A 24,139-nucleotide genomic window follows, 5' to 3' on the forward strand; every position below is an offset into this window, starting at 1 on the left:
ATGGCTCCTCAGCGATGGCCGTACACGCGCGGCTGCGTGTAGTGGTCGATTAACGGGACGGTAATGTTGGCCAACAGCACGGCGAAGGCGACGCCGTCCGGGTAGCCGCCATAAACGCGGATCAGCCAGACCAGCACGCCGATCAGCGCGCCGTAAATCAGCCGGCCCTTGGGCGTGGTGGAGGCGCTGACCGGGTCGGTGGCGATAAAGAACGCGCCGAGCATGCTGGCGCCGGAGAACAGATGGATCAACGGCGACGCCTGCTGCGCAGGATCAATCCACCAGGCCAGTCCGGAACAAAAGGCGATGGCCGCCAGCATGCTGAACGGAATTTGCCAATGGATCAGCTTGCGCCCCAGCATGAACAGGCCGCCGGCCAGGAAACCGAGGTTGACCCACTGCCAGCCGATCCCCGCCAGCACGCCGCCGAACAGCGGTTGCTGCAACACCTGATCGACGCTGTGGCCGCTGCGCAGGCCGGTTTTGAAACCGTCGAGCGGCGTCGCCTGGCTGATGCCGTCAAAGCCCATCTGCAGCTGATGAATGGTGGCGCCCTGGCCGGTATGGCCGCTGAAAATGGCCAGCAGCGTATCCTGGAACGACAGCGCGGTGGCGCGCAGCGCCTCCGGCGGCAGCCAACTGGTCATCTGCACCGGGAATGAGATCAACAGCACCACGTAGCCGACCATCGCCGGGTTGAACGGGTTCTGCCCCAAACCGCCGTACAGCTGCTTGGCGATCACGATGGCGAAGAAAGTACCGATGACGATCATCCACCAGGGCGCCAGCGGCGGCAGGCTGATGCCGAGCAGCAGGGCGGTCAGCAGCGCGGAGTTGTCCGCCAGCCGGCTGCGTACCGGCAGCTTGCGCAGCGCCAGAATGGCGCCTTCCGCCAGCAGCGCGACGATCATGGCCAATGCGGTCTGGATCAGCGTGCCGTAGCCAAAAAACCACAGCTGCGCGGCGATGCCGGGAATACAGGCCAGCATCACCCACAGCATGATACGGCTGGTGCTTTGCTGATTATGGGTGAAAGGTGAGCTGGCGATGTGTAAGCCTTTGGCGGCTGTGGGTGATACCGGCCTGAACTTCATAGAGTAACGACACCTTCTTTGCCGCGCCTGCGGCAGTTTCATCGCGCCGCACGACAGGGCGCTGTTAAAAAATGATAGCCGGGCATTCTACCTGATTCGCGCTTGGGGGAGTACGCCTTAATAATAAGGGTATTGGGTTTTTAGCACGCTTTGTAAGGGCTAATGCCGCGGCATGGCGCGATCGGATTTTTTTCCGTCATAAAAATGCGCTAGTTTGGCTGCCTGAGGCGACGATTTGCGCAAAATCGTCGCGGCGGGATAACGGGCATAACCACATGAATGGAATGTGATTTTCGGTACGTTTTTTCGCACAAAATAACAACTTTTGCATAATCCATGTAGGTTACTATCCCGACTATAACTGAGTTAGTGAAAGCATAATAATGACAAATGAAGACATATTTTTTATTGAAGAGCTAATAGAGTGGGTTGAGATACATCTGGAGAAGAGGCCAAACCTGGACGAAGTCGCCCGCATTTCGGGGTACTCCAAGTGGCATCTGCAGCGCAAATTCAAACGCATTACCGGCATTCAGCTCGCCACCTATATCCGTTCGCGCATCCTGACGCGCGCGGCGGTGGCGTTGCGCATTACCCGCCGTTCCATTATCGACATTTCCGACGAGCTGGGATTTGACTCGCAGCAGACCTTTACCCGCATGTTCAAGCAGCGTTTCGGCACCACGCCTAACCGCTACCGCTCCATGGAACAGTGGGACGTTAAAAACCTGATGCCGCGCTTCAATTTCGAAGCCAGCTACGGCGCGGGCTACTACCCGGAGGTGAAGCGTTTGATGCTGCCGGACATGCAGCTGGTGGGTTTCTCGCGCCAGCTGGACTTCAGCGCCGAGCAGGAAATCGAACACGCGTCCTGCATGGCGATGAAGGATGAGATTTTCAACGATTTCTTCAAAGGCCTGAACGTGGACTGCCACCGGGTTTACAGCATTCATTCGGAGCTGAGCGGCGCGGAAGCGGGGTTTTCATCGACCCACGTGATGGCGGTCGATCCGGAAAACAAAAAGGATATCGTTTCCGGGCATCAAATCGACAATATCCACATTCCGGGGCGCGAGTACATTTCGATCACCCATCAGGGCTCGGCCAAAGAGTGCCTGCAGTTTTTCGGTTACCTGATTTCTCATGTGATGCCGGGGCTGCGGCATGAGGTGAAGGGCAGCATGGAAATGGAGATCATTCAACTCAAGGAGTGGACGCCGGAATCGAAAATGCGCCAGATTGAAGTTGATTACACCTATCTGATCTCCATCGACTGAATAACGCCTTGCGGCCTGCAAGGCGTTACCCCATCACTTATTGTCCGCGTCTGAGGCCGCCGTTTCCCGGGCGGCTTTTTTGGCTTTGGCGCGGGCGATGGCCGCCGCAACCGCGGCCTTGCGCGGATCCTCTTCTTCCGCCGCCGGCGCAGGGTCGGCCGGCGCGGCGCCGTCCGCCTGGGCGGCGGCTTTTTTGGCCTTCACCCGGGCCAGAGCGGCGGCAACCGCCGCCTTGCGCGGATCCTCTTCCGCCGCCGGCGCAGGGTCGGCCGGCGCGGCGCCGTCCGCCTGGGCGGCGGCTTTTTTGGCCTTCACCCGGGCCAGAGCGGCGGCAACCGCGGCCTTGCGCGGATCCTCTTCCGCCGTCGGCGCAGGGTCGGCCGGCGCGGCGCCGTCCGCCTGGGCGGCGGCTTTCTTGGCTTTCACCCGGGCCAGAGCGGCGGCAACCGCCGCCTTGCGCGGATCTTCTTCCGCCGTCGGCGCTGGGTCGGCCGGCGCGGCGGCTTTCCTGGCCTTGGCGCGGGCGATGGCCGCCGCAACCGCAGCCTTGCGCGGATCCTCGTCTTCGGCCGGCGCGGCGGCGGCCGGCGCGGCCTGGGTTTCCTGCCGAGCGCGGCGTTCGCGCGCCTGTGCCTTGCGCGCCTCGCGGGCGGCGATCATCTCGCTGTTGTCCGGCTGCTGGCCGTCGACGGCAACGACCGCCGCTTCGTTATTCTTGCTGCGTACCCGCGCCAGCGCGGCCTGCACCGCATTCTGATCGTTGTCGGTCAGCTTGACGGCGGCCTTTTTATGGCGCTCTTCACGCGCCAGCTTCTCGCGCTCCAGGCGGGCCAGTTTGGCTTCGTAACGCGCCTTGGCTTCGGCGGTGCGCGCCGCTTCCTGATCGATGGCCTTGATCTCGGCCTTTTCCTGGCGGTAATACTGCACCAGCGGGATATTGCTGGGGCACACGAAGGCGCAGGCGCCGCACTCGATGCAGTCGAACAGGTTGTGATTGCGCGCCTTGTCGTGCTCCTGGCCGCGGCTGAACCAGTAAAGCTGCTGCGGCAACAGGCCCGCCGGGCAGGCGTCCACGCACAGGCCGCAGCGGATGCACGACTGCTCCTGTTCCTGCGGCGCCATTTCGTCGACCGTCGGCGCCAGGATGCAGTTGCTGATTTTAACGATCGGCACGTTGAGGGCGGGCAGGGTAAAGCCCATCAGCGGGCCGCCCATCACCACCATCTGCTGGGCCTGCGGCCGGAAGCCGGCAAAGTTCAGCAGGTGTTGCACCGGGGTGCCGATGCGCGCCCACAGGTTGCCCGGTTGGCTCAGCGCCTCGCCGGTCAGGGTCACCACGCGTTCAATCAGCGGTTCGCCGTCGACGATCGCCCGTTTGATGGCGAAAGCGGTGCCGACGTTTTGCATCAGCACGCCGATGGCGGAGGAGTGTTTGCCGTGCGGCACTTCCTTGCCGGTCAGGATCCTGGTCAGCTGTTTGGCGCCGCCGGACGGGTATTTGGTCGGGATCACCCGCAGCGCGATGTCGGTTTGGCCGCGCAGCGCCTGTTTCAGCGCCGCGATGGCTTCCGGCTTGTTGTCTTCGATGCCGATCAGGGTGATTTTCGGCTGCAGCAGGTGGCGCAGGATCTGCGTGCCCTCGATGATCTGATCGGCGTGTTCCCGCATCAGGCGATCGTCGGCGGTGATATAAGGCTCGCACTCGGCGGCGTTGAGGATCAGCGTTTCCACGCCGCTCATGCCGCCCTGCAGCTTGCTGGCGGTCGGGAAGCCCGCGCCGCCCAGCCCGGCGATGCCCGCCTGATGGATGCGCTGAATCAGCTCGGCGGCGCCGTGCTGACGGTAATCGGCGAGCGGCTCGCGTTCGCACCAGCGGTCTTCACCGTCGGCTTCGATGATCACGCACAGCTCGGCCAGCCCGGAGGGGTGGGCGGTGATATGCGGCTTAATGGCGCTGACGGTGCCGGAAGTCGGCGCGTGCACCGGCACCGTGCGGCCGCGGCCCAGGGTCAGCGGCTGGCCTTTCAGCACCCGATCGCCGGGGCTGACGCACAGTTCGCCTTCCGGCCCCAGGTGCTGCTGCAGCGGAATGATGAAGGTATCGGGCAACGGAGCGACACGCAGCGGCACGCCGCTGGACTGGGTCTTCATCTCCGGCGGATGGATCCCGCCGTCGAAATCCCAAATCCGGTCTTTTTTAAAGGCGGCGAACAGATTAAGCATGTTGCTCCACGTGGATCACTTGCACCGGGATCGTCTTCATATCCCACTTCCAGTTGGCGGTGGTGGCGGCGACCGGTTTCATTTCAATACAGTCGGTAGGGCACGGCGCGACGCACAGATCGCAGCCGGTACAGAGGTCGGTAATCACGGTGTGCATGGCGCGGGTGGCGCCGACGATGGCGTCCACCGGGCAGGCCTGAATGCACTTGGTGCAGCCGATGCAGTTGGCTTCGTCGATATAGGCCACTTTACGCACCGGTTCGGCGGCGACTTCGCTGCCCAATGGCTGCGGTTCGACGTTGAGCAGCTCAGCCAGCTTCAGCATCACCTGTTCGCCGCCCGGCGCGCATTTGTTGATCATCTCGCCGTTGGCCACCGCTTCGGCATAGGGGCGGCAGCCGGGGTAGCCGCACTGGCCGCACTGGCTCTGCGGCAGGATCTCGTCGACCTGCTCGGCGACCGGATCCTCTTCCACCTCGAAGCGGCGCGCGGCGTAGCCCAGCACCAGACCGAACAGCAAACCGAGCGCGCTCAATGCCGCGATAGCGATCCACAACGCGCTCATTAGAATTTCACCAGCCCGGTAAAGCCCATAAAGGCCAGCGACATCAGCCCGGCGGTGATCAACGCGATCGACGAACCGCGGAACGGAGCGGGAACGTCGGCCACCGCCAGACGTTCGCGAATGGCGGCGAACAGCACCATCACCAGCGAGAAGCCGGCGGCGGCGCTGAAGCCATACACCGCAGACTGCAGGAAGTTGTAGCCGAGGTTGATGTTGAGCAGCGCCACGCCGAGCACCGCGCAGTTGGTGGTGATCAGCGGCAGGAAGATGCCCAGCAGGCGGTACAGCGCCGGGCTGGTTTTACGCACCACCATCTCGGTGAATTGCACCACCACGGCGATCACCAGAATGAACGACAGCGTACGCAGGTACACCAGATCCAGCGGAACCAGAATAAAGGTGTTGATCACCCAGGCGCTGACGGAGGCCAGCGTCATCACGAAGGTGGTGGCCATCCCCATGCCGATGGCGCTTTCCAGCTTCTTGGATACGCCGAGGAACGGGCACAGGCCAAGAAACTTCACCAGGACGAAGTTGTTCACCAGTACGGTGCCGACAAACAGGAGCAGGTATTCGGTCATTGCGATGCCTAAAAAAATAAAAGCCGCCTATTATCGGGAATCGGCGGCCGGACGACAACATATGAATAGCAGGGGTATTGCCCTTTTTGGCTATTTTTGGCGAAAATTTACACAATTATTCGCATAAAACGTGCTACAGCGCGCTCAGCCCTCGGTAAAGGTGCCTTTTACCCGCTGGGAGCGTTTGATGTAGGGCACCAGCAGCGCCGCCATCAGCAGCGGCCAACCCAGGCTGCGCACCGCCACTTCATCCGGCACCGGCGCAAAGGCGAAGGCCTTGATCGCCAGCACCACGGTCACCAGCAGCCACAGCAGGAACAGTTTCGGGAAACGCCGCGAGCGCTGGCAGAACAGCCACAGCAGCCACAGGGTGAAACACCACATCGCCAGGGTGGTCAGCACCGAAAAATACCATTGCAGGGTGAACGCCTGGGCGTTGGTCAGCAGATATTCACGCGATTCCGGCATGAAGATCGCCATGGCGTACAGGAGCAGCATCAGGCTGGCGCTGAGCAGGGTGACGATCAGATAGGCCATCGGGGCCAGCAACCAACCGCCGATACGGGTGTATTCAGCTTGAGACATAAACGGCTTCCTGAATGAAACAGAGGTAACAGGCGGCATAGCTTAGCGGTTAATGCGGGCTTCGTCATCAGTATCAAGCGGATGGCGGGCGGCAAAGCGGGGCGGGCAGCACGTTTGGCTACCGGCGGCCGGTTTTCACACCGGCCGCCGGCGGATTAACGGCGGTTGAGCTGATAGTAGGCTTCGTTCCAGCGGATTTCATTTTTGAACGCCGGCAGCGTGGTGGCGTTGTCGATCAGCAGGAATTCGACGTTGTGCATGTCGGCGTACAGCCGCAGCATATCGGCGTCCAGCGCCTGAGAGAACACGGTGTGGTGCGCGCCGCCCGCCAGGATCCACGCCTCGGCGGCGGTGGCCAGGCTGGGCTGGGCCCGCCAGATGGCGCGCGCCACCGGCAGTTTGGGCAACGGCTGCGGCTGTTCGACGGTATCAACCTGATTGACCAGCAGGCGGAAACGGTCGCCCATGTCGATCAGGCTGGCGTTGACTGCCGGGCCGGCCGGGGTGGAGAAGATCAGGCGCGCCGGATCGGCCTTGCCGCCGATGCCCAGCGGCTGGATGTCCAGCAGCGGCTTCGCCTCTTTGGCGATCGACGGACACACCTCCAGCATGTGCGAACCGACCACCAGATCGTTGCCCGGCTGGAAGTGATAAGTGTAATCCTCCATAAAGGAAGTGCCGCCCTGCAGCCCGCCGGCCATCACCTTGAGAATGCGCAGCAGCGCGGCGGTCTTCCAGTCGCCTTCGCCGCCGAAGCCGTAGCCCTGCTGCATCAGGCGCTGCACCGCCAGCCCCGGTAGCTGCTTCATGCCGTGCAGATCTTCAAAGTTGGTGGTGAAAGCGTGGAAACCGCCCCGCTCGAGGAAGCGCTTCATGCCCAGTTCGATGCGCGCCGCGTCCAGCAGATCCTCGCGTTTGGCGCCGCCGTGCTGCGCCGCCGCGCTCAGAATATAGCTGGCCTCATACTCTTCTATCAGCGCATCCACCTCGCCGCGGCCAATTTCATCGATCGCGCCGACCAGATCGCCGATGCCGTAGGCGCTGACCGAATAACCGAACTGGATTTGCGCGCCGACCTTATCGCCTTCGGTTACCGCCACTTCGCGCATATTGTCGCCAAAGCGCGCCACCTTCAGTTGCCGGCTTTCCTGCCTGGCGGCGGCGACGCGCATCCACTGGCCGATGCGCCGTTGCGCTTCGCCGTCGCGCCAGTGGCCGGCGATCACGCTGTGCTGCTGGCGCATGCGCGCGCCGATGAAGCCGAACTCCCGGCCGCCGTGGGCGGTTTGATTGAGGTTCATGAAGTCCATGTCCATGCTGTCCCACGGCACTTCGGCGTTGAACTGGGTATGGAATTGCAACAGCGGTTTGTCGAGCTGCGTCAGCCCGGCTATCCACATCTTGGCCGGCGAGAAGGTGTGCAGCCAGGTGACAATGCCGATGCAGTTCTGCGCGTAGTTGGCTTCCCGGCACAGGGCGGTGATTTCATCCGGCGTGGTGACCAGCGGCTTCAGCACCAGCTTCACCGGCAATCCGGCCTCGCTATTGAGGCTGGCCACCACCTGTTCGGCGTGGGCCCTGACCTGTTGCAAGGTCGCCGGGCCATACAGATGCTGGCTGCCGACGGCGAACCAGACTTCGAGCTGCTTGAATGCGTCCATCAAAGACTCCTGAGTATCGGTGGTTAGGCGTGGTCAGCGGCGGCGTAGCGCGGCTCGGCCGCCCGGCACCAGCGCTGGTAGTTTTGATAAAGCTGCTGATAGCGCGCCGCGCGCCGGGCGTCCGGTTGCAGCGTGCGTTCGATGCCGCAGGCCATTCGCCGCTGCGCGGCGGGCACGTCGGCGAAGCAGCCGGCGGCGACGGCGGCGAAGATCGCCGCACCCAGCGCGCAGCATTGGTCGGAGGCGACAATCTGTAGCGGGCGATTCATCACGTCGGCGCAGGCCTGCATGATCGCCGGCGATTTACGGGCGATGCCGCCCATCGCCAGCACGTTGTCGACCGGGATCCGCTGCCGTTCGAAGCACTCCATGATGGCGCGGGCGCCGAAGGCGGTGGCGGCGATAAAACCGCCGAACAGCGCCGGCGCCTCGGTGCCGAGATTCAGCTCGGCAATCACGCCTTTCAGGCGCTGATTGGCGTAAGGGGTGCGACGGCCGTTGAACCAGTCCAGCACCACCGGCAGGTGATCGAGGGAAGGGGCGCGGGCCCAGGCGTCGGTGAGGTCGGTCAGCAGGCCGGCTTCTATCTGCCGCAGCTGCGGCGCCAGCGCCGGCTGGTTTTTCGCCGCTTCGCGCAGCGGCCAGCTCAGCAGGCGGCTGAACCAGGCATACATGTCGCCGAAGGCCGATTGCCCGGCTTCCAGCCCGATCATGCCAGGCACCACGCTGCCGTCGACCTGGCCGCAGATGCCCTCGATGGCGCGGCCGTCAACCCGCTGAGGGTCGGCGATCAGGATGTCGCAGGTGGAGGTGCCGATCACCTTGACCAGCGTATAGGGCTGAGCGCCGGCGCCCACCGCGCCCATATGGCAGTCGAAGGCGCCGCCGGACAGCACCACGCTCTGCGGCAGCCCCAGCCGTGCGGCCCACTCGGCGGTCAGCGTGCCGACCGGCAGATCGGCGGTCTGCGCCTCGGTAAACAGCGGCCAGGGCAAGTCCTCTACCAGCAGCGGATCCAGCGCGGCGAAAAACGCCTTCGGCGGCAGGCCGCCCCAGTCGGGATGCCACAGGGTTTTGTGGCCGACGCTGCAGCGGCCGCGCTTCAGCCGGTCGGGCGCGGTGGTGCCGGACAGCAGCGCCGGCACCCAGTCGCACAGCTCCACCCAGGAGGCGGCGGCGCGCCGCACCTCGGCGTCCTGGCGCGAAACGTGCAGTATCTTGGCCCAGAACCATTCCGACGAATAAACGCCGCCGATATAGCGCGAATAGTCAGGGAACTCGCCGCTGCGGCACAGGCGGTTGATGGCGTCGGCCTCGTCGACGGCGGTGTGGTCCTTCCACAACACGAACATGGCGTTCGGGTTGGCGGCGAACTCGGGCCGCAGCGCCAGCACCCGGCCCTGTTGGTCGATCGGCGCCGGGGTGGAGCCGGTGGAGTCGACGCCGATGCCCGCCACCTGCAGTCGCCTGGCCGGCGGCATGCGCTGCACCACCGCGACGATCGCCTGCTCCATGGCGTCGATATAGTCGAGCGGGTGGTGGCGGAAGCGGTTTTCCGCGGCGTCGCAGAATTCGCCGCGCTGCCAGCGCGGGTAATACACCACTTCGGTATCCAGTTCGCGGCCGCTGTGGCAATCCACCGCCAGCGCCCGTACCGAATCACTGCCGAAGTCCAATCCCAGGGCGATAGCGCCTGCGGTCATGATGCTGACTCCTTATCGGTTGTTACACAGGGGTTAACGATAGGAGCGTGCGGGCCGCCGGCGTGAGGATCCATTGGCTGGAAGTATGCACTTTTCTGCTTCGGCCAGCGGTTTTGTGATGGCTGTCAAATGTCGCCGCTTGGCCGAATCGGCTAAATATATGCACATATCTGCTGTAATCCCTGGATGTGATAGCGCTCTACATTTCGGCAACAAATTCCCGCTAAAACTTATTCCGTCTTACTCTTTACGTCGGTCAATAGCGCAGCATAAGCGCTTATCCGACCACAGATACCCTAATGATAACGTTTTCACAGTGGCGGCATTTTCCCCGCCAACGAGAACGACACCGCGGAGAGCATCATGCATAAATTCACTAAGGCGCTGGCGGCGCTGGGACTGGCGGCCGTTATGTCACATTCGGCTGCCGCCGAAACCATGAAGCTGGGCTTTTTGGTCAAACAACCGGAAGAACCCTGGTTCCAGACCGAGTGGAAGTTTGCCGACAAGGCCGGCAAGGATCTCGGCTTCGAAGTGATCAAAATCGCCGTGCCGGACGGCGAGAAGACCCTGAACGCCATCGACAGCCTGGCGGCCAGCGGCGCCAAGGGGTTCGTCATCTGCACCCCGGATCCGAAGCTCGGCTCGGCGATCGTCGCCAAGGCGCGCAGCTATGACCTGAAGGTGATCGCCGTCGACGATCAGTTCGTCACCGCCAAGGGCAAACCGATGGACAGCGTGCCGTTGGTGATGATGGCGGCGACCAAAATCGGCGAGCGTCAGGGACAGGAGCTGTGGAAAGAGATGAACCAGCGCGGCTGGAAAGTGGCGGACACCGCGGTGATGGCGATCACCGCCGATGAGCTGGATACCGCCCGGCGCCGCACCGGCGGTTCGATGGATGCGCTGAAGGCCGCCGGCTTCCCGGAAAAGCAAATCTACCGGGTGCCGACCAAGTCCAATGACATTCCCGGCGCCTTCGACGCCGCCAACTCGATGCTGGTGCAACATCCGGAAGTGAAAAACTGGCTGATCGTCGGCATGAACGACAACACCGTGCTGGGCGGCGTGCGCGCCACCGAAGGCCAGGGCTTCAAGGCGCCGAACGTGATCGGCATCGGCATCAACGGCGTGGACGCGGTGAGCGAACTCTCCAAGGCGCAGGCCACCGGTTTCTACGGCTCGCTGCTGCCCAGCCCGGACATCCACGGCTACAAGAGCATCCAGATGCTGCACGACTGGGTGGAAAAGGGCGTCGAACCGCAGAAGTTCACCGAAGTGACCGACGTGGTGCTGATCACCCGCGACAACTTCAAGGCCGAGCTGCAGAAAAAAGGCCTGATGTAACCGGTGCGCCGCCTGCTGGCGCGGGCGGCGTTTTCAACGCAAGCATGAGGACAGCGCGATGACAGCCACGACGCCGTATCTGGCTTTCAAAGGCATAGGCAAGAGTTTCCCCGGCGTTAAGGCGCTGGATGATATCAGCTTCGACTGTCAGGCCGGGCAGGTCCACGCCCTGATGGGCGAGAACGGCGCCGGCAAGTCGACGCTGTTGAAAATTCTCAGCGGCAACTATGCCCCGAGCCAGGGCGAAATCCATCTTCGCGGGCGGCCGGTGCAGTTCGCCCACGCCACCGACGCACTGAACGCCGGGGTGGCGATCATCTACCAGGAGCTGCACCTGGTGCCGGAAATGACCGTGGCGGAGAACATCTACCTGGGCCAACTGCCGACCCGGCGCGGCATGGTGGATCGCAAACTGCTGCGCTACGAGGCGCGGCTGCAGCTGGAACATCTCGGGCTGGATATCGATCCCGATACGCCGCTCAAATACCTGTCGATCGGCCAGTGGCAGATGGTGGAGATCGCCAAGGCGCTGGCGCGCAACGCCAAGGTGATCGCTTTCGACGAGCCGACCAGTTCGTTGTCCGCCAGGGAGATAGAACAGCTGTTCCGGGTGATCCGCGAGCTGCGCGCCGAAGGGCGGGTGATCCTGTACGTGTCGCACCGCATGGAGGAAATCTTCGCCCTCAGCGATGCGATTACGGTATTCAAGGACGGCCGCTACGTGCGCACCTTCGCCGACATGAACCAGGTCGATCACGCTCAGCTGGTGCAGGCGATGGTCGGGCGCGATCTCGGCGACGTCTATGGCTACCAGCCGCGAGAGCTGGGCGCGGTGCGCCTGCAGCTGGACCGGCTGCAGGCGCAAGGGGTGAAAACGCCCATCAGCCTCAGCGTGCGCGCCGGCGAGATTGTCGGGCTGTTCGGGCTGGTGGGCGCCGGGCGCAGCGAATTGATGAAGGGCATTTTCGGCGCCACCCGGGTGCGCGGCGGCCGCCTGACGCTCGACGGCCAGGCGCTGGCGGTGCGTTCGCCGATCGACGCCATCCGCGCCGGCATCATGCTGTGCCCGGAGGATCGCAAGGCGGACGGCATCATCCCGGTGCATTCGGTGCGCGACAACATCAACATCAGCGCGCGGCGCAAAAGCATTCGCGCCGGCTGCCTGATCAACAACGGTTGGGAAGTCAGCAACGCGCAGCATCATATCCGCGCGCTGAACATCAAAACGCCCAGCGCCGAACAGCTGATCATGAACCTCTCCGGCGGCAACCAGCAGAAGGCCATTCTGGGCCGCTGGCTGTCGGAGGAAATGAAGGTGATCCTGCTGGACGAGCCGACGCGCGGCATCGACGTCGGCGCCAAGCACGAGATCTACCACGTGATTTACCAGCTGGCGCAGCAGGGCATCGCGGTGCTGTTCGCCTCCAGCGACCTGCCGGAGGTGCTGGGGCTGGCGGACCGCGTCATCGTGATGCGCGAAGGCGCCATCGCCGGTGAACTGCCGCACCACGGCGCCAGCGAGGAACAGGCGCTCAGCCTGGCGATGCTGCGCACCCCCGATATCGCCCCGGACGCCACGGCGACGGTGGCCCGACTGTGAAGGAGAAAGAGATGTCGACCATGACGACCAATTCCGTGAAGAACCGCGGCGGCCTGGGGCTGGCGCGCATCTGGGACAGCTACGGCATGCTGGTGGTGTTCGCGGTGCTGTTTATCGCCTGCGTGCTGCTGGTGCCCAATTTCGGCAGCTTCATCAACATGAAAGGGCTGGGGCTGGCGATCTCGATGTCCGGCATGGTGGCCTGCGGCATGCTGTTCTGCCTGGCCTCCGGCGACTTCGACCTGTCGGTCGCTTCGGTGATCGCCTGCGCCGGGGTCACCACCGCGGTGGTGATCAACCTGACCGAAAGCCTGTGGATCGGCGTCGCCGCCGGTTTGCTGCTCGGCGTGGCGTCCGGACTGATCAACGGCTTCGTCATCGCGCGCCTGAAGATCAACGCGCTGATCACCACCCTGGCCACCATGCAAATTTTCCGCGGGCTGGCTTATATCATCTCCGACGGCAAGGCGGTCGGCATCGAAGATGAGCGTTTCTTCACCCTCGGCTACGCCAACTGGCTGGGCCTGCCGGCGCCGATCTGGATCACCGTCGCCTGCCTGATCCTGTTCGGTTTTCTGCTGAACAAGACCACCTTCGGCCGCAATACGCTGGCGATCGGCGGCAACGAAGAGGCGGCGCGGCTGGCCGGCGTGCCGGTGGTGCGCACCAAGATTGTGATCTTCGTGCTGTCCGGGCTGGTATCGGCCGCCGCCGGCATCATTTTGGCTTCGCGCATGACCAGCGGCCAGCCGATGACCTCGATCGGCTATGAGCTGATCGTCATCTCCGCCTGCGTGCTGGGTGGGGTGTCGCTGAAAGGCGGCATCGGCAAGATCTCGTATGTGATCGCCGGCATCCTGATCCTCGGCACGGTGGAAAACGCCATGAACCTGCTGAATATCTCGCCGTTCTCGCAGTACGTGGTGCGCGGGGTGATCCTGCTGGCGGCGGTGATCTTCGACCGCTACAAACAGAAAGCCAAGCGAGCGGCCTAGGCAAAGCGTCTGGCGGCTCACAGTTCCGCCATCGGCCCGCGCAGTAATCCGCCGGGCCGATACACTGGTTGATACCCGCCGCCTTGCCGGCGCCGGGGCCGCAACGTGACATCCACCGGCCATAGGGTCGTTACGCAAGCCACTTGAGGAGGACCGATGTACCATCGCATGGCTCAGGAACCGCAGCCCAACCCGCTGCTGCCGGGATACACCTTCAACGCCTATCTGGTGGCCGGGCTGACGCCGATCGTGGCCGACGGCCCGCTGGATTTCTTTATCGACCGTCCCGGCGGCATGAAGGGCTATATCCTCAATTTGACCATCAAGGGCCAGGGCAAGGTGTTCGACGGCGAAGACACCCTGTACTGCAACCCGGGCGATCTGCTGCTGTTCCCGCCCAAGGCGGCGCATTATTACGGCCGTTCGCCGGACAGCGACTGTTGGTATCACCGCTGGGTCTATTTCCGCCCGCGCGCCTACTGGGCCGATTGGCTGGAGTGGCACAGCAAGGCGCATCAGGTGGGGCGGCTGACGCTGCCGAACAGCAACCTGCTGCTGGAATTCGACCGGCTGTTCGCCAATATCGAACACACCCAGCGTTCCGGCCGCCGCTTCGCCGAAGAGCTGGGAATGAACCTGCTGGAGCGGCTGCTGCTGCGGGCGATGGAGGAGGATCCGCTCAGCCCGCAGAAGATCATGGATCCGCGCGTGATTGAAGCCTGCCAGTTCATTACCGGCAACCTGGCCGGCGAGCTGCGCATCGACGAAGTCGCGCGCCACGTCTGCCTGTCGCCGTCGCGGCTGGCGCATTTATTCCGCGAACAGGTGGGCATCAATATCCTGCGCTGGCGCGAGGACCAGCGGGTGATCCGCGCCAAGCTGCTGCTGCAGACCACTCAGGAATCGATCGCCACCATCGGCCGGGTGGTGGGGTATGACGACCAGCTCTATTTCTCGCGGGTGTTCCGCAAACGGGTGGGCGTCAGCCCAAGCGATTTCCGGCGCCGCAGCCTGGAGATCAACTACCCGGCGAAAAATCAGCGCGAACCGGCGCGCGCCGCCTCGAATTAACATTTAATTTACTTCTTGTTCCGTCCGGCGTCATGGTGTCAAATCGACAGGGTCTGTCTGGAGTCAGTAACCTGTAGAGGAAACACCATGGCTGAGAACATTCGCGTCGGGCTGGTCGGCTACGGCTACGCCGGCAAAACCTTTCATGCGCCGTTGATCGCCGGCACCCCGGGCCTGGCGTTGGCGGCGGTTGCCAGCAGCGATGCCGGAAAAGTGCACGCCGACTGGCCGTCGATGCCGGTGGTCGGCGAGGCGCAGGCGCTGTTCGACGACCCCTCGATCGATTTGATCGTCATTCCTACCCCCAACGACACCCACTATCCGCTGGCGCAACAGGCGCTGGCCGCCGGCAAGCACGTGGTGGTGGACAAACCCTTTACCCTGACCCTGTCACAGGCGCAGGCCCTGCGGCAGCAGGCGCAACAGAGCGGTCTGCTGCTTTCGGTGTTTCACAACCGCCGCTGGGACAGCGATTTTCTGACCCTCAAGGCGCTGCTGAAGGACGGTTCCCTGGGCGAAGTGGTTTACTTCGAATCCCACTTTGACCGTTTCCGGCCAGAAGTGCGCCAGCGCTGGCGCGAACAGGGCGGCGCCGGCAGCGGCATCTGGTACGATCTGGGGCCGCACCTGCTCGATCAGGCGCTGCAGCTGTTCGGCAAGCCCGACCGGCTGCTGGTCGATCTGGGCGAGCTGCGGCCCGGCGCCCGGGCGGCGGATTACTTCCATGCGCTGCTCAACTACGGCCAGCGTCGGGTGGTGCTGCACGCCACGATGTTGGCGGCGGCGGAAAGCGCCCGCTATATTGTGCACGGCACCCGCGGCAGCTATATCAAATTCGGGCTGGATCCGCAGGAGGACCGGCTGAAGGCCGGCGAACGCTTGCCGCAGGCCGACTGGGGGTACGATATGCGCGACGGCGTGGTGACGCTGTCACGTGGTGACCTGCTGGCCGAGCAGCCGCTGCTGAACGTTCCCGGCAATTACCCGGCCTATTACGCCGCCATCCGCGACGCCATCACCGGCGCGGGAGATAATCCGGTGCCGGCCGCCGAGGCCATCGCGGTGATGGAACTGATCGAACTGGGCATCGAATCGGCCCGTCGGCAGCAGGCGCTGCCGGTGGCCTGAGCATGGCCCTCCGTTGTCGGCCCGGCGCTGCGCCGGGCCTTTTTATCGTTTAATGCAAGGAAATCCGCTTAATGTCCTGGTTGCAGCGTCTGCGTATTGATAAATTTTTGCTGGTTTTGGTTCTGGTGGTGGCGGTCGCGTCGGTATTCCCCTGCGAAGGGATATGGAAAACCTTTTTTGAGCGTCTGACCACCGCCGCCATTGCGTTGCTGTTCTTTATGCACGGCGCCAAGCTGTCGCGCGAGGCGATCATCGCCGGCATGAGCCACTGGAAGCTGCACCTGGTGGTGTTTCTCAGCACCTTTGCGCTGTTCCCGCTGCTGGGGCTGGCGATGAACCTGATGGTGCCGGGCCTGATGACGCCGACGGTTTACCTTGGCTTCCTCTACCTGTGCGCGCTGCCGGCGACGGTGCAGTCGGCCATCGCCTTTACCTCGGCGGCGGGCGGCAACGTGGCGGCGGCGATCTGCAGCGCCTCGGCCTCCAGCATTCTCGGCGTGTTCCTGTCGCCGTTGCTGGTGGGCGCGCTGATGCATACCCAGGGCGGCAACACCGACGTGCTGCACGCCATCGGTTCGATAGTTCTGCAGCTGATGGTGCCGTTCGTCATCGGCCATCTGGCGCGACCGCTGATCGGCAAATGGGTCGATCGCCACCGCAAGCTGATCAATCTCACTGACCGGTCATCGATACTGCTGGTGGTGTATACCGCCTTCAGCGCGGCGGTGGTGGAAGGCATTTGGCAGCGGATCGACGGCTGGTCGCTGCTGACCATTCTGGTGATGTCGCTGGTGCTGCTGACGGTGGTATTGATCATCAACACCTACACCGCGCGCTGGCTGGGCTTCGATACCGCCGACGAGATCACCATCGTGTTTTGCGGCTCCAAAAAGAGCCTGGCGAACGGCATTCCGATGGCCAACGTGCTGTTCCCGGCCGCGGCGGTGGGGGCGATGGTGCTGCCGCTGATGATTTTCCATCAGGTGCAGCTGATGGTGTGCGCGGTGCTGGCGCAGCGCTATGCGCGTAAAACCGCCAAACAGCGGGCGGAAGCGGAAGCGCTGACGGCGAAATGAAACATGGGCGCGATTTTCGCGCCCATTGCCATCAGGCTTGCACTTTGTCGCGCAGGGCCTGCTTTTCCCGCTCGCTGAGGAACGCCATTTTCAGGCCGTTTTCCTGCGCGGTGCGGATCTCCGCCGGCGTCAGCCCGGCCTGCGGCGCGGCGACGAGGTATTCGTGTTCGATCTCGATGCCCTGAACCGCCGGATCGTCGGTGTTGATCGACGCCAGCACGCCATGGCGCAGGAACTGGGCCAACGGGTGCTGCGCCAGCGACGGCACGGTGCTGGTTTGAATGTTGGACGTCAGGCAGGATTCGATGCCGATCGCGTGCTCCGCCAGGAAATCCATCAACGCCGGATCTTCGATGGCCTTCACTCCGTGGCCGATACGCTCGGCGCCCAGCTCGCGGATCGCCTGCCAGATGCTCTCCGGGCCGGCGGCTTCGCCGGCATGCACCGTGATGCGCAGGCCGGCGTCGCGCGCGCGGTTGAAGTGGCTGAGGAACAGGCTGCCGGGAAAGCCGAGCTCATCGCCCGCCAGATCCAGCGCGGTAATGCCGTCGCGGTGCGCCAGCAGGCCCTCCAGCTCCTGCAGGCAGGCGGCCTCGCCGAAGGTGCGGCTCATGATGCCAATCAGACGAATATCGATGCCGCGGTCGCGGCTGCCGGAACGAACGCCGTCGATCACCGCTTCTACCACGCCGGCCACCGGCAGCCGGTGTTTCATCGCCATGTAGTACGGCGAGAAACGCAGCTCGGCGTAGTGCAGGCCGGCGTTGGCGGCATCTTCGACGTTTTCGTAGGCGACGCGGCGGCAGGCCTCCAGGTCGCCCAGCACCGCCACGCCCCAGTCCAGCTTCTGCAGGAAGCTGACCAGATCCGGTTCGGCATGGGTGATCTGCACGTGCGGGCGCAGCGCCTCCAGTTCGTCCGCGGGCAGCGCGAGGTTGAACCGGCGGCCAAGGTCGAGAATGGTTTGCGCGCGGATGTTGCCGTCGAGATGGCGGTGGATATCGGTAAGCGGTAGGCGGGAGTCGATCATGATAGGCACTCGTTATTTTGTTGTAGGTAAAGTGCATATCAGTATAAAAACAAATGGATGAAAATTGCCATTGCGTTACATAAAAAAGTGATGACAATCACAAATAATGCGGCGTTTGCCGCATTTTCGGCCGTTCATTCGCATCGGCATCCTGGCCGCCGGTCGCGTTGCGTCGCATGGGCGGCGAGCCAATCGGCGAGGCCGTCGATATCCGGCGATGGCCCCTGTTCGACCAGGAACACCGGCCCCAGCGCCATCGGCGTTGCCCGCTCGGCCAGCGCACGCAGCTCCGGCAGATATTCTTCGCCGGGGTGCCCCTTGACGCGCTGCCCCAGCCGGCTGGCGTAGCGTTCGGCGGCCAGGGCGCCGGAGACCTGATTCCACACCTCCAGCACCTGGGTGACGCCCGCTTCCCGCAGGTAGCGGCTCAGCGCTTCGCGGGGCTGGAAGCCGAACCAGGCGTCGATTACCCAGGCGCAGCCCTGCGGCCCCTGCGCCACCACCGACCAGATAGCCTGATAGGCGGCGCAGCCCAGCGCGCGGTTCTGCGCGCGGTCAATGTCACCGAGACAGGACATAAATGGCTCCTTGATGCCGTCCAGCGTCAAATAGGGCAGAGCAAAGCGCTGCGACAGGGCGCGGGCGACGGTGCTCTTGCCCGAGGCGGGCACGCCGTTGACCAAAATGACGCTCTTGCCGGCGGCGGGGGAAACGAATCGGCTCATAATATCTCCACCACCTGCCGCCAGTGCGTCGCCGCCCGCAGTTTTGCCAGACGTTCCTGATTATCCAGCAGCTCGACGATGGCGCGTATCCCGTCCTGAATATGCCGGTTGCCGTCGGTCGCGCCAAACAGGATCACGATGTCGGCTTTCTCGCTGTCCTGAAAGGCAATCGGCTGTTCCAGCAATACCAGGCTGAAGCAGTTTTTGATGACGCCGCATTCGGGGCGAGCATGGGGAATAGCGATCCCTTCGTCAAAGACATAATAAGCGCCATGGTCGAGGGTATTGCCGATCACCGCCTGATAATAAGAAGGGTGGATATAGCCTTGTTCGACCAGCGGGCGCGCCGCCAGGGCAATCACCGCCCGCCAGTCGCTTTCGCGCACCCCGACCTGAATGGCGCCGGCCTCGACCAATAATTGTTTTATCGTCATCATGTTCCCTCAGAGTGATTTCCTGATGATATTGCGCAGCTCATCCATTTTGACGAACAGCTCATCGATACCCTGGCGATGTGCAAGGCTCTTGGCGTAAATTTTCAGCGCGCGGTTATATGCCAGCATTAATCGTTTTTGGCATTCCCCGTCTCGCGGGTTTTGCGCCAATGTCAATTCCAACCGTTTGATCTCGTCCGCTATTTTACTGGCTTCGGCATCATATTCTGCGGCGGACGTTGCATGCCGTTCCCGCCGACGTTTGATAAATTCAAACATGATCGTCTCCAGCCCCGACGGGTGCCGGGGCACCAGGGTTTATTGAATGATTGAACGTATTTGCGTTGATGATGCGTTATTTGAACAGGTTGATTTTTTCCGTCAGCACCTGGGTGACCGCGTCATTGGCCGGGATCAGAAATTTGCGCACGCTGTCGTTCACCTTTCCCTGTTCGAAGGTGCGTTTGCATCTGTCGACCCACTGAACGTTCATTTCCGTTCCGACGTTGACCTTCTCGATGCCGCCGGCCACCGCCCGGCGCATATCTTCATCGCTGACGCCGGTGCCGCCATGCAGCACCAACGGCGTGCGGGTGGCGGCGGTGATTTCGGCCAGCCGCTGGTGCTGGATATGCGCCTTGCCGGTATACAGTCCGTGTACGGTGCCGACCGAGACCGCCAGCATGTCTACGCCGGTTTCATCGACAAAGCGCCTGGCGTCTTCCACCGTGGTGAAGCAAATATCCTCTTCCGCCACCGCCTTGCCGTCCTCGGCGCCGCCGATGGCCCCCAGTTCGGCCTCTACGGACACATTGTGCTGGCGGGCGAGGTCGATCACCCGGCGGGTGTTGGCGATATTTTCCGCCATTTCCAGGTGCGAGCCGTCGTACATCACCGAGCTGAAGCCGGCCTCGATCGCCGTTTGGATGGCGGCGATGTCCGAGCAGTGGTCAAGGTGCAGGCAGGTAGGCACCCCCTCGCTTTGCGCCAGCGAGCGCACCGCGTCAACCAGCAGCCGGTAACCCAGATACTCGGCGGTGCCGGTGGAGATTTGGATCATCAACGGGCTGTCGGTCAGGCGCGCCGCCTTGAAAAAGGCCGGCAGCATTTCCAGGCAGTGCAGGTTAAACGAGCCGATGGCCTTGAAGTGGCGCTGTCTGGCGACCGGCAGCAGCTCATTGAAGTTATAGAGTGTCATGGATTTTTTCCTCATGGTGTTGGGTTGACTTGCCGTTGACGAACCACGCGAGCAGCGTGATGAAGACGATGAACAGGGCGATGAGGCCCCAGTTGCCCTGGAAGGCGTGTCCCAGCACCAGGCCGCTGCCGATGACGTCGGAATCGCTGAAGGTCACGCCGACAAAGCCGTAGCTCTCCAGCATCGGCACCAGGATGGCCGGCAGGAAGGTGATGAACAGACCGTGCACCACGCCGCCAATCATCGCGCCGCGTCGCCCGCCGAGCGCGTTGCCGAAGATGCCTGCGGTGCCGCCGGCGAAGAAGTTGGTCAGCAGCCCCGGCAGGATCATCGCCAGGCCGAACATCGGGAAGACCAACATGCCGATGATGGAGCCGAGCGTGGTGGCCAGGAAACCGACGATCACCGCGTTGGGCGCGTAGGGGAACAGCACCGGGCAATCCAGCGCCGGCCGCGCGTCCGGGACGATGCGCATGGCGATGCCGCGGAAGGCCGGCACCAGCTCGTTCAACAGCAGGCGCACGCCGCTGTAGAGAATGAATACCCCGGCGACGAACTGAATGGCCTGCATAAAGCTGTACATCAGGTAATTCATGCCGCCGGCGAACTGGGCGATATACTGCGGGCCTGCGGCCAGCGCGGGGATCAGATACATCGGGATCATCACCACCGCCATCGACAGGTAAGTGTCCTGCAGGAATTTGAAATTATCGGGCAGCTCCAGATCTTCCGTCGAGCGGGAGCCTTTGCCCACCACCTTGGCGACGGCGGCCTGCACCAGATAACCGAGCGTGCAAAAATGCCCCAGCGCCACCTCGTCGGAACCGGTGATCTTGCGCACCACCGGCTGCGCCAATGCCGGCATCAACACCGCCATCACGCCGCCGAAAACGCCGCCGGTGAGGATCAACGGCATGCCGGTCAGCCCGGCTTTATAGCCGATCACCGCGCCGATGGTAGCCATCCACAGCAGCGCCTGGCCGGTCAGGAAGATGTATTTGAACGGCGTCAGACGAGCGACGATGATATTGACCGCGAAGATGGTCATCAGCGTGAGAGCGACCTCGGAGCCAAGCTCGCGGTTGGCCAGGCCGGCGATGGCGGCGACGTCGGTGATGTAGCCGGTCATGCCGAAACCCTGGGTGAAAATGCTGTTCAGATAGCTCAGCGCGCTGACGATGATATTGATGCCGGCCATCATGATCAGAAAGCCGAGCAGCGTTTTGAAGGTGCCTTCGGCCACTTTGCCGGGGGATTTTTTCTGCAGCAGCAGCCCTAGCATGGCGATGAAAGCGATCAGGATCGACGCCTGGCCGAGCAGATCGCGGACGATAAAATCAATCAGGCTATTCATTAGGCGTTTCCTTGCTGTCCCGTTCTTTTAGAAATGCCACGATCTTTTGTTCTATTTCCGTTTTGTCCGTCAGCCGGTTCAGAATAATGACGCGTTTCTTTTCTTCCTCGCTGGCGTCGGCGTTTAAAATATCCGCGAAGGTTTTTTGGGTGAGAATAATATCTGACTTAAAGGCGCCGGCCTCCGAGATCGTGGTGTGATCGATATCGGCATCTATCTCAAGCTTTTTCAGCACCGCTTTTGCGCTCATTTCGATAGCGAAGCTGGAGCCTAAGCCGCAGCCGCAAACACACAATATTTTAAGCATGGGACATCTCCTCAGATTATATTTAATTGCCTGGCGAGTTTGTAATGGTGTCCTTCGGTATTAACCAAGCGTTTTTGCATGCTGATTAAATCGATCGGAATAGGTTGATTGCTGGCGTTGATAATCACCGCCTTGTTCTTCATTCCGGAATTAATGCAGCGCACGACTTCGCTGGCCATGATTGTGCCCTGATAAATTTCTTCTCCAGTGGGATCGCCGTTACGCAGGCCGTAGCCGACGATGGTTTTGCGGATGCGCACGCCGATCTTCGGTTCCAGCCTGGCTATCATGGTGTCGATAGCGCCCTGAAAGCCGGGCGAGTATTCTTTGGTGTAGCCCTCGGAACAGAGGATGACGACGCTGTTTTGCTGTTCCAGCCGGCGCTTCACCTTGTCCGCCAGCGCCTGCAGCGGCTGTTGGCATTCGGGGATCAGCGCGAAGTCGGCGTTGGATTTGATGGCCGACTGCAGCGTCAGCTCACCGCAGTAGCCGCCCAGCAGCTCGACCATAAACACCCGGCCCGGCAGGGCGCGCCCGGTGTTCCGCAGCCTGGAGACCTCTTTGACGATCTGCTCGCAGGCGGTGGAAAAGCCGATGGTGTAGCAACTGCCGTAAACGTCGTTGTCGATGGTCATGCCCACGCCGAAGCAATTGACGCCGAATTCGCTGAGCGTATTCAGGAACTGCAGCGAGCCGTCGCCGCCGGCCATAATAAGCACGTCGACATGCAAGGTTTTAAGCTGTTTGGCGATGGTTTCATATTCAGCGGCCTGCAATTTTCGCTCGGTGCGCCCCGAAGAAATAACCGGCATCGGCGAAATGGAAAAGTCAGCCAGATCGCGAAACGAAATGGAATGGTGCCGATTGGCTAAAAGTCCGGATATTCCACCATCGAATAAAACCATCTCAGCCTGGGTCAGCTTGGCGAGCTGGAAAATAAAGTTGTTAATGCCGGTGACGTCGCCACCGCTTATTATCATGCCGAGCTTCATTCTGATTTCTCCCGCAATTTCCGTTGACGCCATTGTTATTTTTGGCATGGGCAAAATTTGCAGGCGACATCACAAAACAATCACAAAAATAGTTCCGCGCTGGCTTGACAGCCTCTGCGTCAGCCGCATTTAAGTGATATCAGTCACATTTTAATCCGCGGTCGGGTAAATGAATGGAAACGGAATTTTTATTTAAATCATTGGGTTGAGCCAATCATTGGCTGAATGGCGCACGGGAAGGGAAAAATAATCCGGCGGCGACCGGTCGGGTGAAAGAATTGTGATATTACTCGCATTTTATCGCGGCTTAGCCGCTATGCAGCGCCGGATTGCGCCTGCGGCCCGCACGCGGGCGGCCCGGCAGGCGGCGCATCAGGCTTTCAGCACGCTAACGCCGGCCTGCAGCAGCGGCGCCGTCAGCGCGTCGTCGGTGGCGCGTTCGACGATGATGGTTTGCGCCAGGCTGATATCGCCAATCGCATACTGCGAAGCGGCGTTGAGCTTGGCGGCCGAGGCCAGCACCACGGTTTCCGCCGCCCGGGCCGCCAACGCGCGTTTGATATAGGCCTCTTCCAGATCGCCGGTGCTCAGCCCGGCGGTGGGATGCACCCCGGTAACGCCCATAAAGTAGATATCCGCGCGGATATGCGACATCGCCTCCACCGCGGCGGCGCCGACGCTGACGATCGAATGTTTGTACAACCGGCCGCCGATCAGGATCACCTCCACCGAGGGATGCTCAACCAACCCGACCGCCACGCTGGGGCTGTGGGTGACGATGGTGGCGTTCAGATTGGGCGGCAGCTGTTTCACCAACTCGGCGGAAGTGGTGCCGCCGTCGATAATCACCACCTGACCGGGCAGGATCATCGCCGCGGCGGCCTTGGCTATCGCACGCTTGGCGCCGGACTCGAGCTTATTGCGTTCGGCGAAGCTGGCGATGGCGGAAGACACCGGCAGCGCGCCGCCGTGCACCCTTTGCAACAGGCCTTCGGCGTCCAGCTCGCGCAGATCGCGCCGCAGGGTGTCTTCCGATAAGCCGAACATTTCGCTGAGCTGCTTGGCCAGCACCTGGCCGTCCTGAGCGAGTTTCTCCAGAATGATTTTTTTGCGCTGGCTGGTGAGCATGCGACGTCCTTAAATCTTGTTTGCACGAAATATCTTGATCATACACGAAATTGCACGATAGTATC

The 24,139-nt window shown here is 62.3% G+C and carries 23 protein-coding genes; 7 read left to right on the forward strand and 16 right to left on the reverse strand.

What is annotated here, in order from left to right; translation table 11 throughout:
• Positions 1 to 8 precede the first annotated feature (8 nt).
• On the reverse strand, positions 9 to 1,094 hold the full coding sequence (gene rsxD, locus D7I37_RS19225) for an electron transport complex subunit RsxD (protein ID WP_061795583.1): 1,086 nt from the start codon (positions 1,092 to 1,094) through the stop codon (positions 9 to 11).
• A gap of 383 nt (positions 1,095 to 1,477) precedes the next feature.
• On the opposite strand from rsxD, the gene D7I37_RS19230 reads away from it, so the two are divergent.
• Positions 1,478 to 2,371, forward strand: coding sequence for a helix-turn-helix domain-containing protein (locus D7I37_RS19230; protein ID WP_061795584.1), 894 nt, complete (start codon positions 1,478 to 1,480; stop codon positions 2,369 to 2,371).
• 33 nt (positions 2,372 to 2,404) lie between these two features.
• Here the strand turns inward: D7I37_RS19230 and rsxC are convergent, their stop codons facing one another.
• From rsxC to D7I37_RS19260, 6 genes are all read right to left on the reverse strand, one after another.
• Positions 2,405 to 4,594 (reverse strand): electron transport complex subunit RsxC, encoded by a 2,190-nt coding sequence (rsxC, locus tag D7I37_RS19235; protein WP_129544179.1) that lies wholly within the window; start codon positions 4,592 to 4,594, stop codon positions 2,405 to 2,407.
• The gene (gene rsxB, locus D7I37_RS19240; protein ID WP_095097328.1) at positions 4,587 to 5,159 is read right to left on the reverse strand and encodes an electron transport complex subunit RsxB; all 573 of its coding nucleotides are present in this window, start codon (positions 5,157 to 5,159) and stop codon (positions 4,587 to 4,589) included. Before rsxB ends, rsxC begins: the two co-directional genes overlap by 8 nt.
• Positions 5,159 to 5,740, reverse strand: coding sequence for an electron transport complex subunit RsxA (gene rsxA / locus D7I37_RS19245; RefSeq protein WP_061795587.1), 582 nt, complete (start codon positions 5,738 to 5,740; stop codon positions 5,159 to 5,161). Before rsxA ends, rsxB begins: the two co-directional genes overlap by 1 nt.
• Before the next feature lie 144 nt (positions 5,741 to 5,884).
• Entirely contained in the window at positions 5,885 to 6,325 is a 441-nt protein-coding gene (locus tag D7I37_RS19250) for a DUF2569 domain-containing protein (protein ID WP_095097331.1), read from the reverse strand.
• Between the two features lie 155 nt (positions 6,326 to 6,480).
• Positions 6,481 to 7,986, reverse strand: a complete 1,506-nt coding sequence (gene araA, locus D7I37_RS19255; protein WP_061795589.1) for an L-arabinose isomerase — start codon at positions 7,984 to 7,986, stop codon at positions 6,481 to 6,483.
• Positions 7,987 to 8,009: 23 nt separating this feature from the next.
• A complete protein-coding gene (locus D7I37_RS19260; RefSeq protein ID WP_129544180.1) occupies positions 8,010 to 9,689 on the reverse strand; it encodes a ribulokinase in 1,680 nt (559 codons plus the stop codon).
• 363 nt (positions 9,690 to 10,052) lie between these two features.
• On the opposite strand from D7I37_RS19260, the gene D7I37_RS19265 reads away from it, so the two are divergent.
• From D7I37_RS19265 to D7I37_RS19290, 6 genes are all read left to right on the forward strand, one after another.
• Entirely contained in the window at positions 10,053 to 11,036 is a 984-nt protein-coding gene (locus D7I37_RS19265) for an arabinose ABC transporter substrate-binding protein (protein WP_061795591.1), read from the forward strand.
• Between the two features lie 58 nt (positions 11,037 to 11,094).
• Positions 11,095 to 12,636: an L-arabinose ABC transporter ATP-binding protein AraG gene (gene araG / locus D7I37_RS19270; protein WP_061795592.1), complete on the forward strand. Its 1,542-nt coding sequence runs from the start codon at positions 11,095 to 11,097 to the stop codon at positions 12,634 to 12,636.
• 20 nt (positions 12,637 to 12,656) lie between these two features.
• Positions 12,657 to 13,631: an L-arabinose ABC transporter permease AraH gene (araH, locus tag D7I37_RS19275; RefSeq protein WP_370671110.1), complete on the forward strand. Its 975-nt coding sequence runs from the start codon at positions 12,657 to 12,659 to the stop codon at positions 13,629 to 13,631.
• 156 nt (positions 13,632 to 13,787) lie between these two features.
• Complete coding sequence (gene araC, locus D7I37_RS19280; RefSeq protein ID WP_061795594.1) at positions 13,788 to 14,702, forward strand: arabinose operon transcriptional regulator AraC; 915 nt, start codon at positions 13,788 to 13,790, stop codon at positions 14,700 to 14,702.
• An 87-nt stretch (positions 14,703 to 14,789) separates the two neighbouring features.
• Complete coding sequence (locus tag D7I37_RS19285; protein ID WP_061795595.1) at positions 14,790 to 15,830, forward strand: oxidoreductase; 1,041 nt, start codon at positions 14,790 to 14,792, stop codon at positions 15,828 to 15,830.
• Positions 15,831 to 15,901: 71 nt separating this feature from the next.
• Positions 15,902 to 16,906 (forward strand): bile acid:sodium symporter family protein, encoded by a 1,005-nt coding sequence (locus D7I37_RS19290; protein ID WP_129544181.1) that lies wholly within the window; start codon positions 15,902 to 15,904, stop codon positions 16,904 to 16,906.
• Positions 16,907 to 16,937: 31 nt separating this feature from the next.
• On the opposite strand, the gene add is transcribed toward D7I37_RS19290, so the two are convergent.
• The 9 genes from add to D7I37_RS19335 form a co-directional block, all read right to left on the reverse strand.
• Positions 16,938 to 17,936 carry an adenosine deaminase gene (gene add, locus D7I37_RS19295; RefSeq protein WP_061795597.1) on the reverse strand — a complete coding sequence of 333 codons (999 nt, stop codon included), beginning with the start codon at positions 17,934 to 17,936 and terminating at the stop codon, positions 16,938 to 16,940.
• Positions 17,937 to 18,070: 134 nt separating this feature from the next.
• A complete protein-coding gene (locus D7I37_RS19300) occupies positions 18,071 to 18,661 on the reverse strand; it encodes an AAA family ATPase (RefSeq protein WP_061795598.1) in 591 nt (196 codons plus the stop codon).
• Positions 18,658 to 19,095, reverse strand: a complete 438-nt coding sequence (locus D7I37_RS19305) for a PTS sugar transporter subunit IIA (RefSeq protein ID WP_129544795.1) — start codon at positions 19,093 to 19,095, stop codon at positions 18,658 to 18,660. The genes D7I37_RS19300 and D7I37_RS19305 overlap by 4 nt, the downstream gene beginning before the upstream one ends.
• A gap of 9 nt (positions 19,096 to 19,104) precedes the next feature.
• A complete protein-coding gene (locus D7I37_RS19310; protein WP_061795599.1) occupies positions 19,105 to 19,374 on the reverse strand; it encodes a hypothetical protein in 270 nt (89 codons plus the stop codon).
• A gap of 76 nt (positions 19,375 to 19,450) precedes the next feature.
• Positions 19,451 to 20,293 carry a class II fructose-bisphosphate aldolase gene (locus D7I37_RS19315; protein ID WP_061795600.1) on the reverse strand — a complete coding sequence of 281 codons (843 nt, stop codon included), beginning with the start codon at positions 20,291 to 20,293 and terminating at the stop codon, positions 19,451 to 19,453.
• Positions 20,280 to 21,647 carry a PTS sugar transporter subunit IIC gene (locus D7I37_RS19320; RefSeq protein ID WP_061795601.1) on the reverse strand — a complete coding sequence of 456 codons (1,368 nt, stop codon included), beginning with the start codon at positions 21,645 to 21,647 and terminating at the stop codon, positions 20,280 to 20,282. Before D7I37_RS19320 ends, D7I37_RS19315 begins: the two co-directional genes overlap by 14 nt.
• A complete protein-coding gene (locus D7I37_RS19325; RefSeq protein WP_061795602.1) occupies positions 21,640 to 21,954 on the reverse strand; it encodes a PTS sugar transporter subunit IIB in 315 nt (104 codons plus the stop codon). Before D7I37_RS19325 ends, D7I37_RS19320 begins: the two co-directional genes overlap by 8 nt.
• An 11-nt stretch (positions 21,955 to 21,965) precedes the next feature.
• Positions 21,966 to 22,946, reverse strand: coding sequence for a 6-phosphofructokinase (locus tag D7I37_RS19330; RefSeq protein WP_061795603.1), 981 nt, complete (start codon positions 22,944 to 22,946; stop codon positions 21,966 to 21,968).
• A gap of 372 nt (positions 22,947 to 23,318) precedes the next feature.
• On the reverse strand, positions 23,319 to 24,074 hold the full coding sequence (locus D7I37_RS19335; protein WP_061795604.1) for a DeoR/GlpR family DNA-binding transcription regulator: 756 nt from the start codon (positions 24,072 to 24,074) through the stop codon (positions 23,319 to 23,321).
• Positions 24,075 to 24,139: the final 65 nt, after the last annotated feature.

This window comes from Serratia sp. 1D1416 (assembly GCF_003641105.1).
Taxonomy (GTDB): Bacteria; Pseudomonadota; Gammaproteobacteria; order Enterobacterales; family Enterobacteriaceae; genus Serratia; species Serratia ficaria.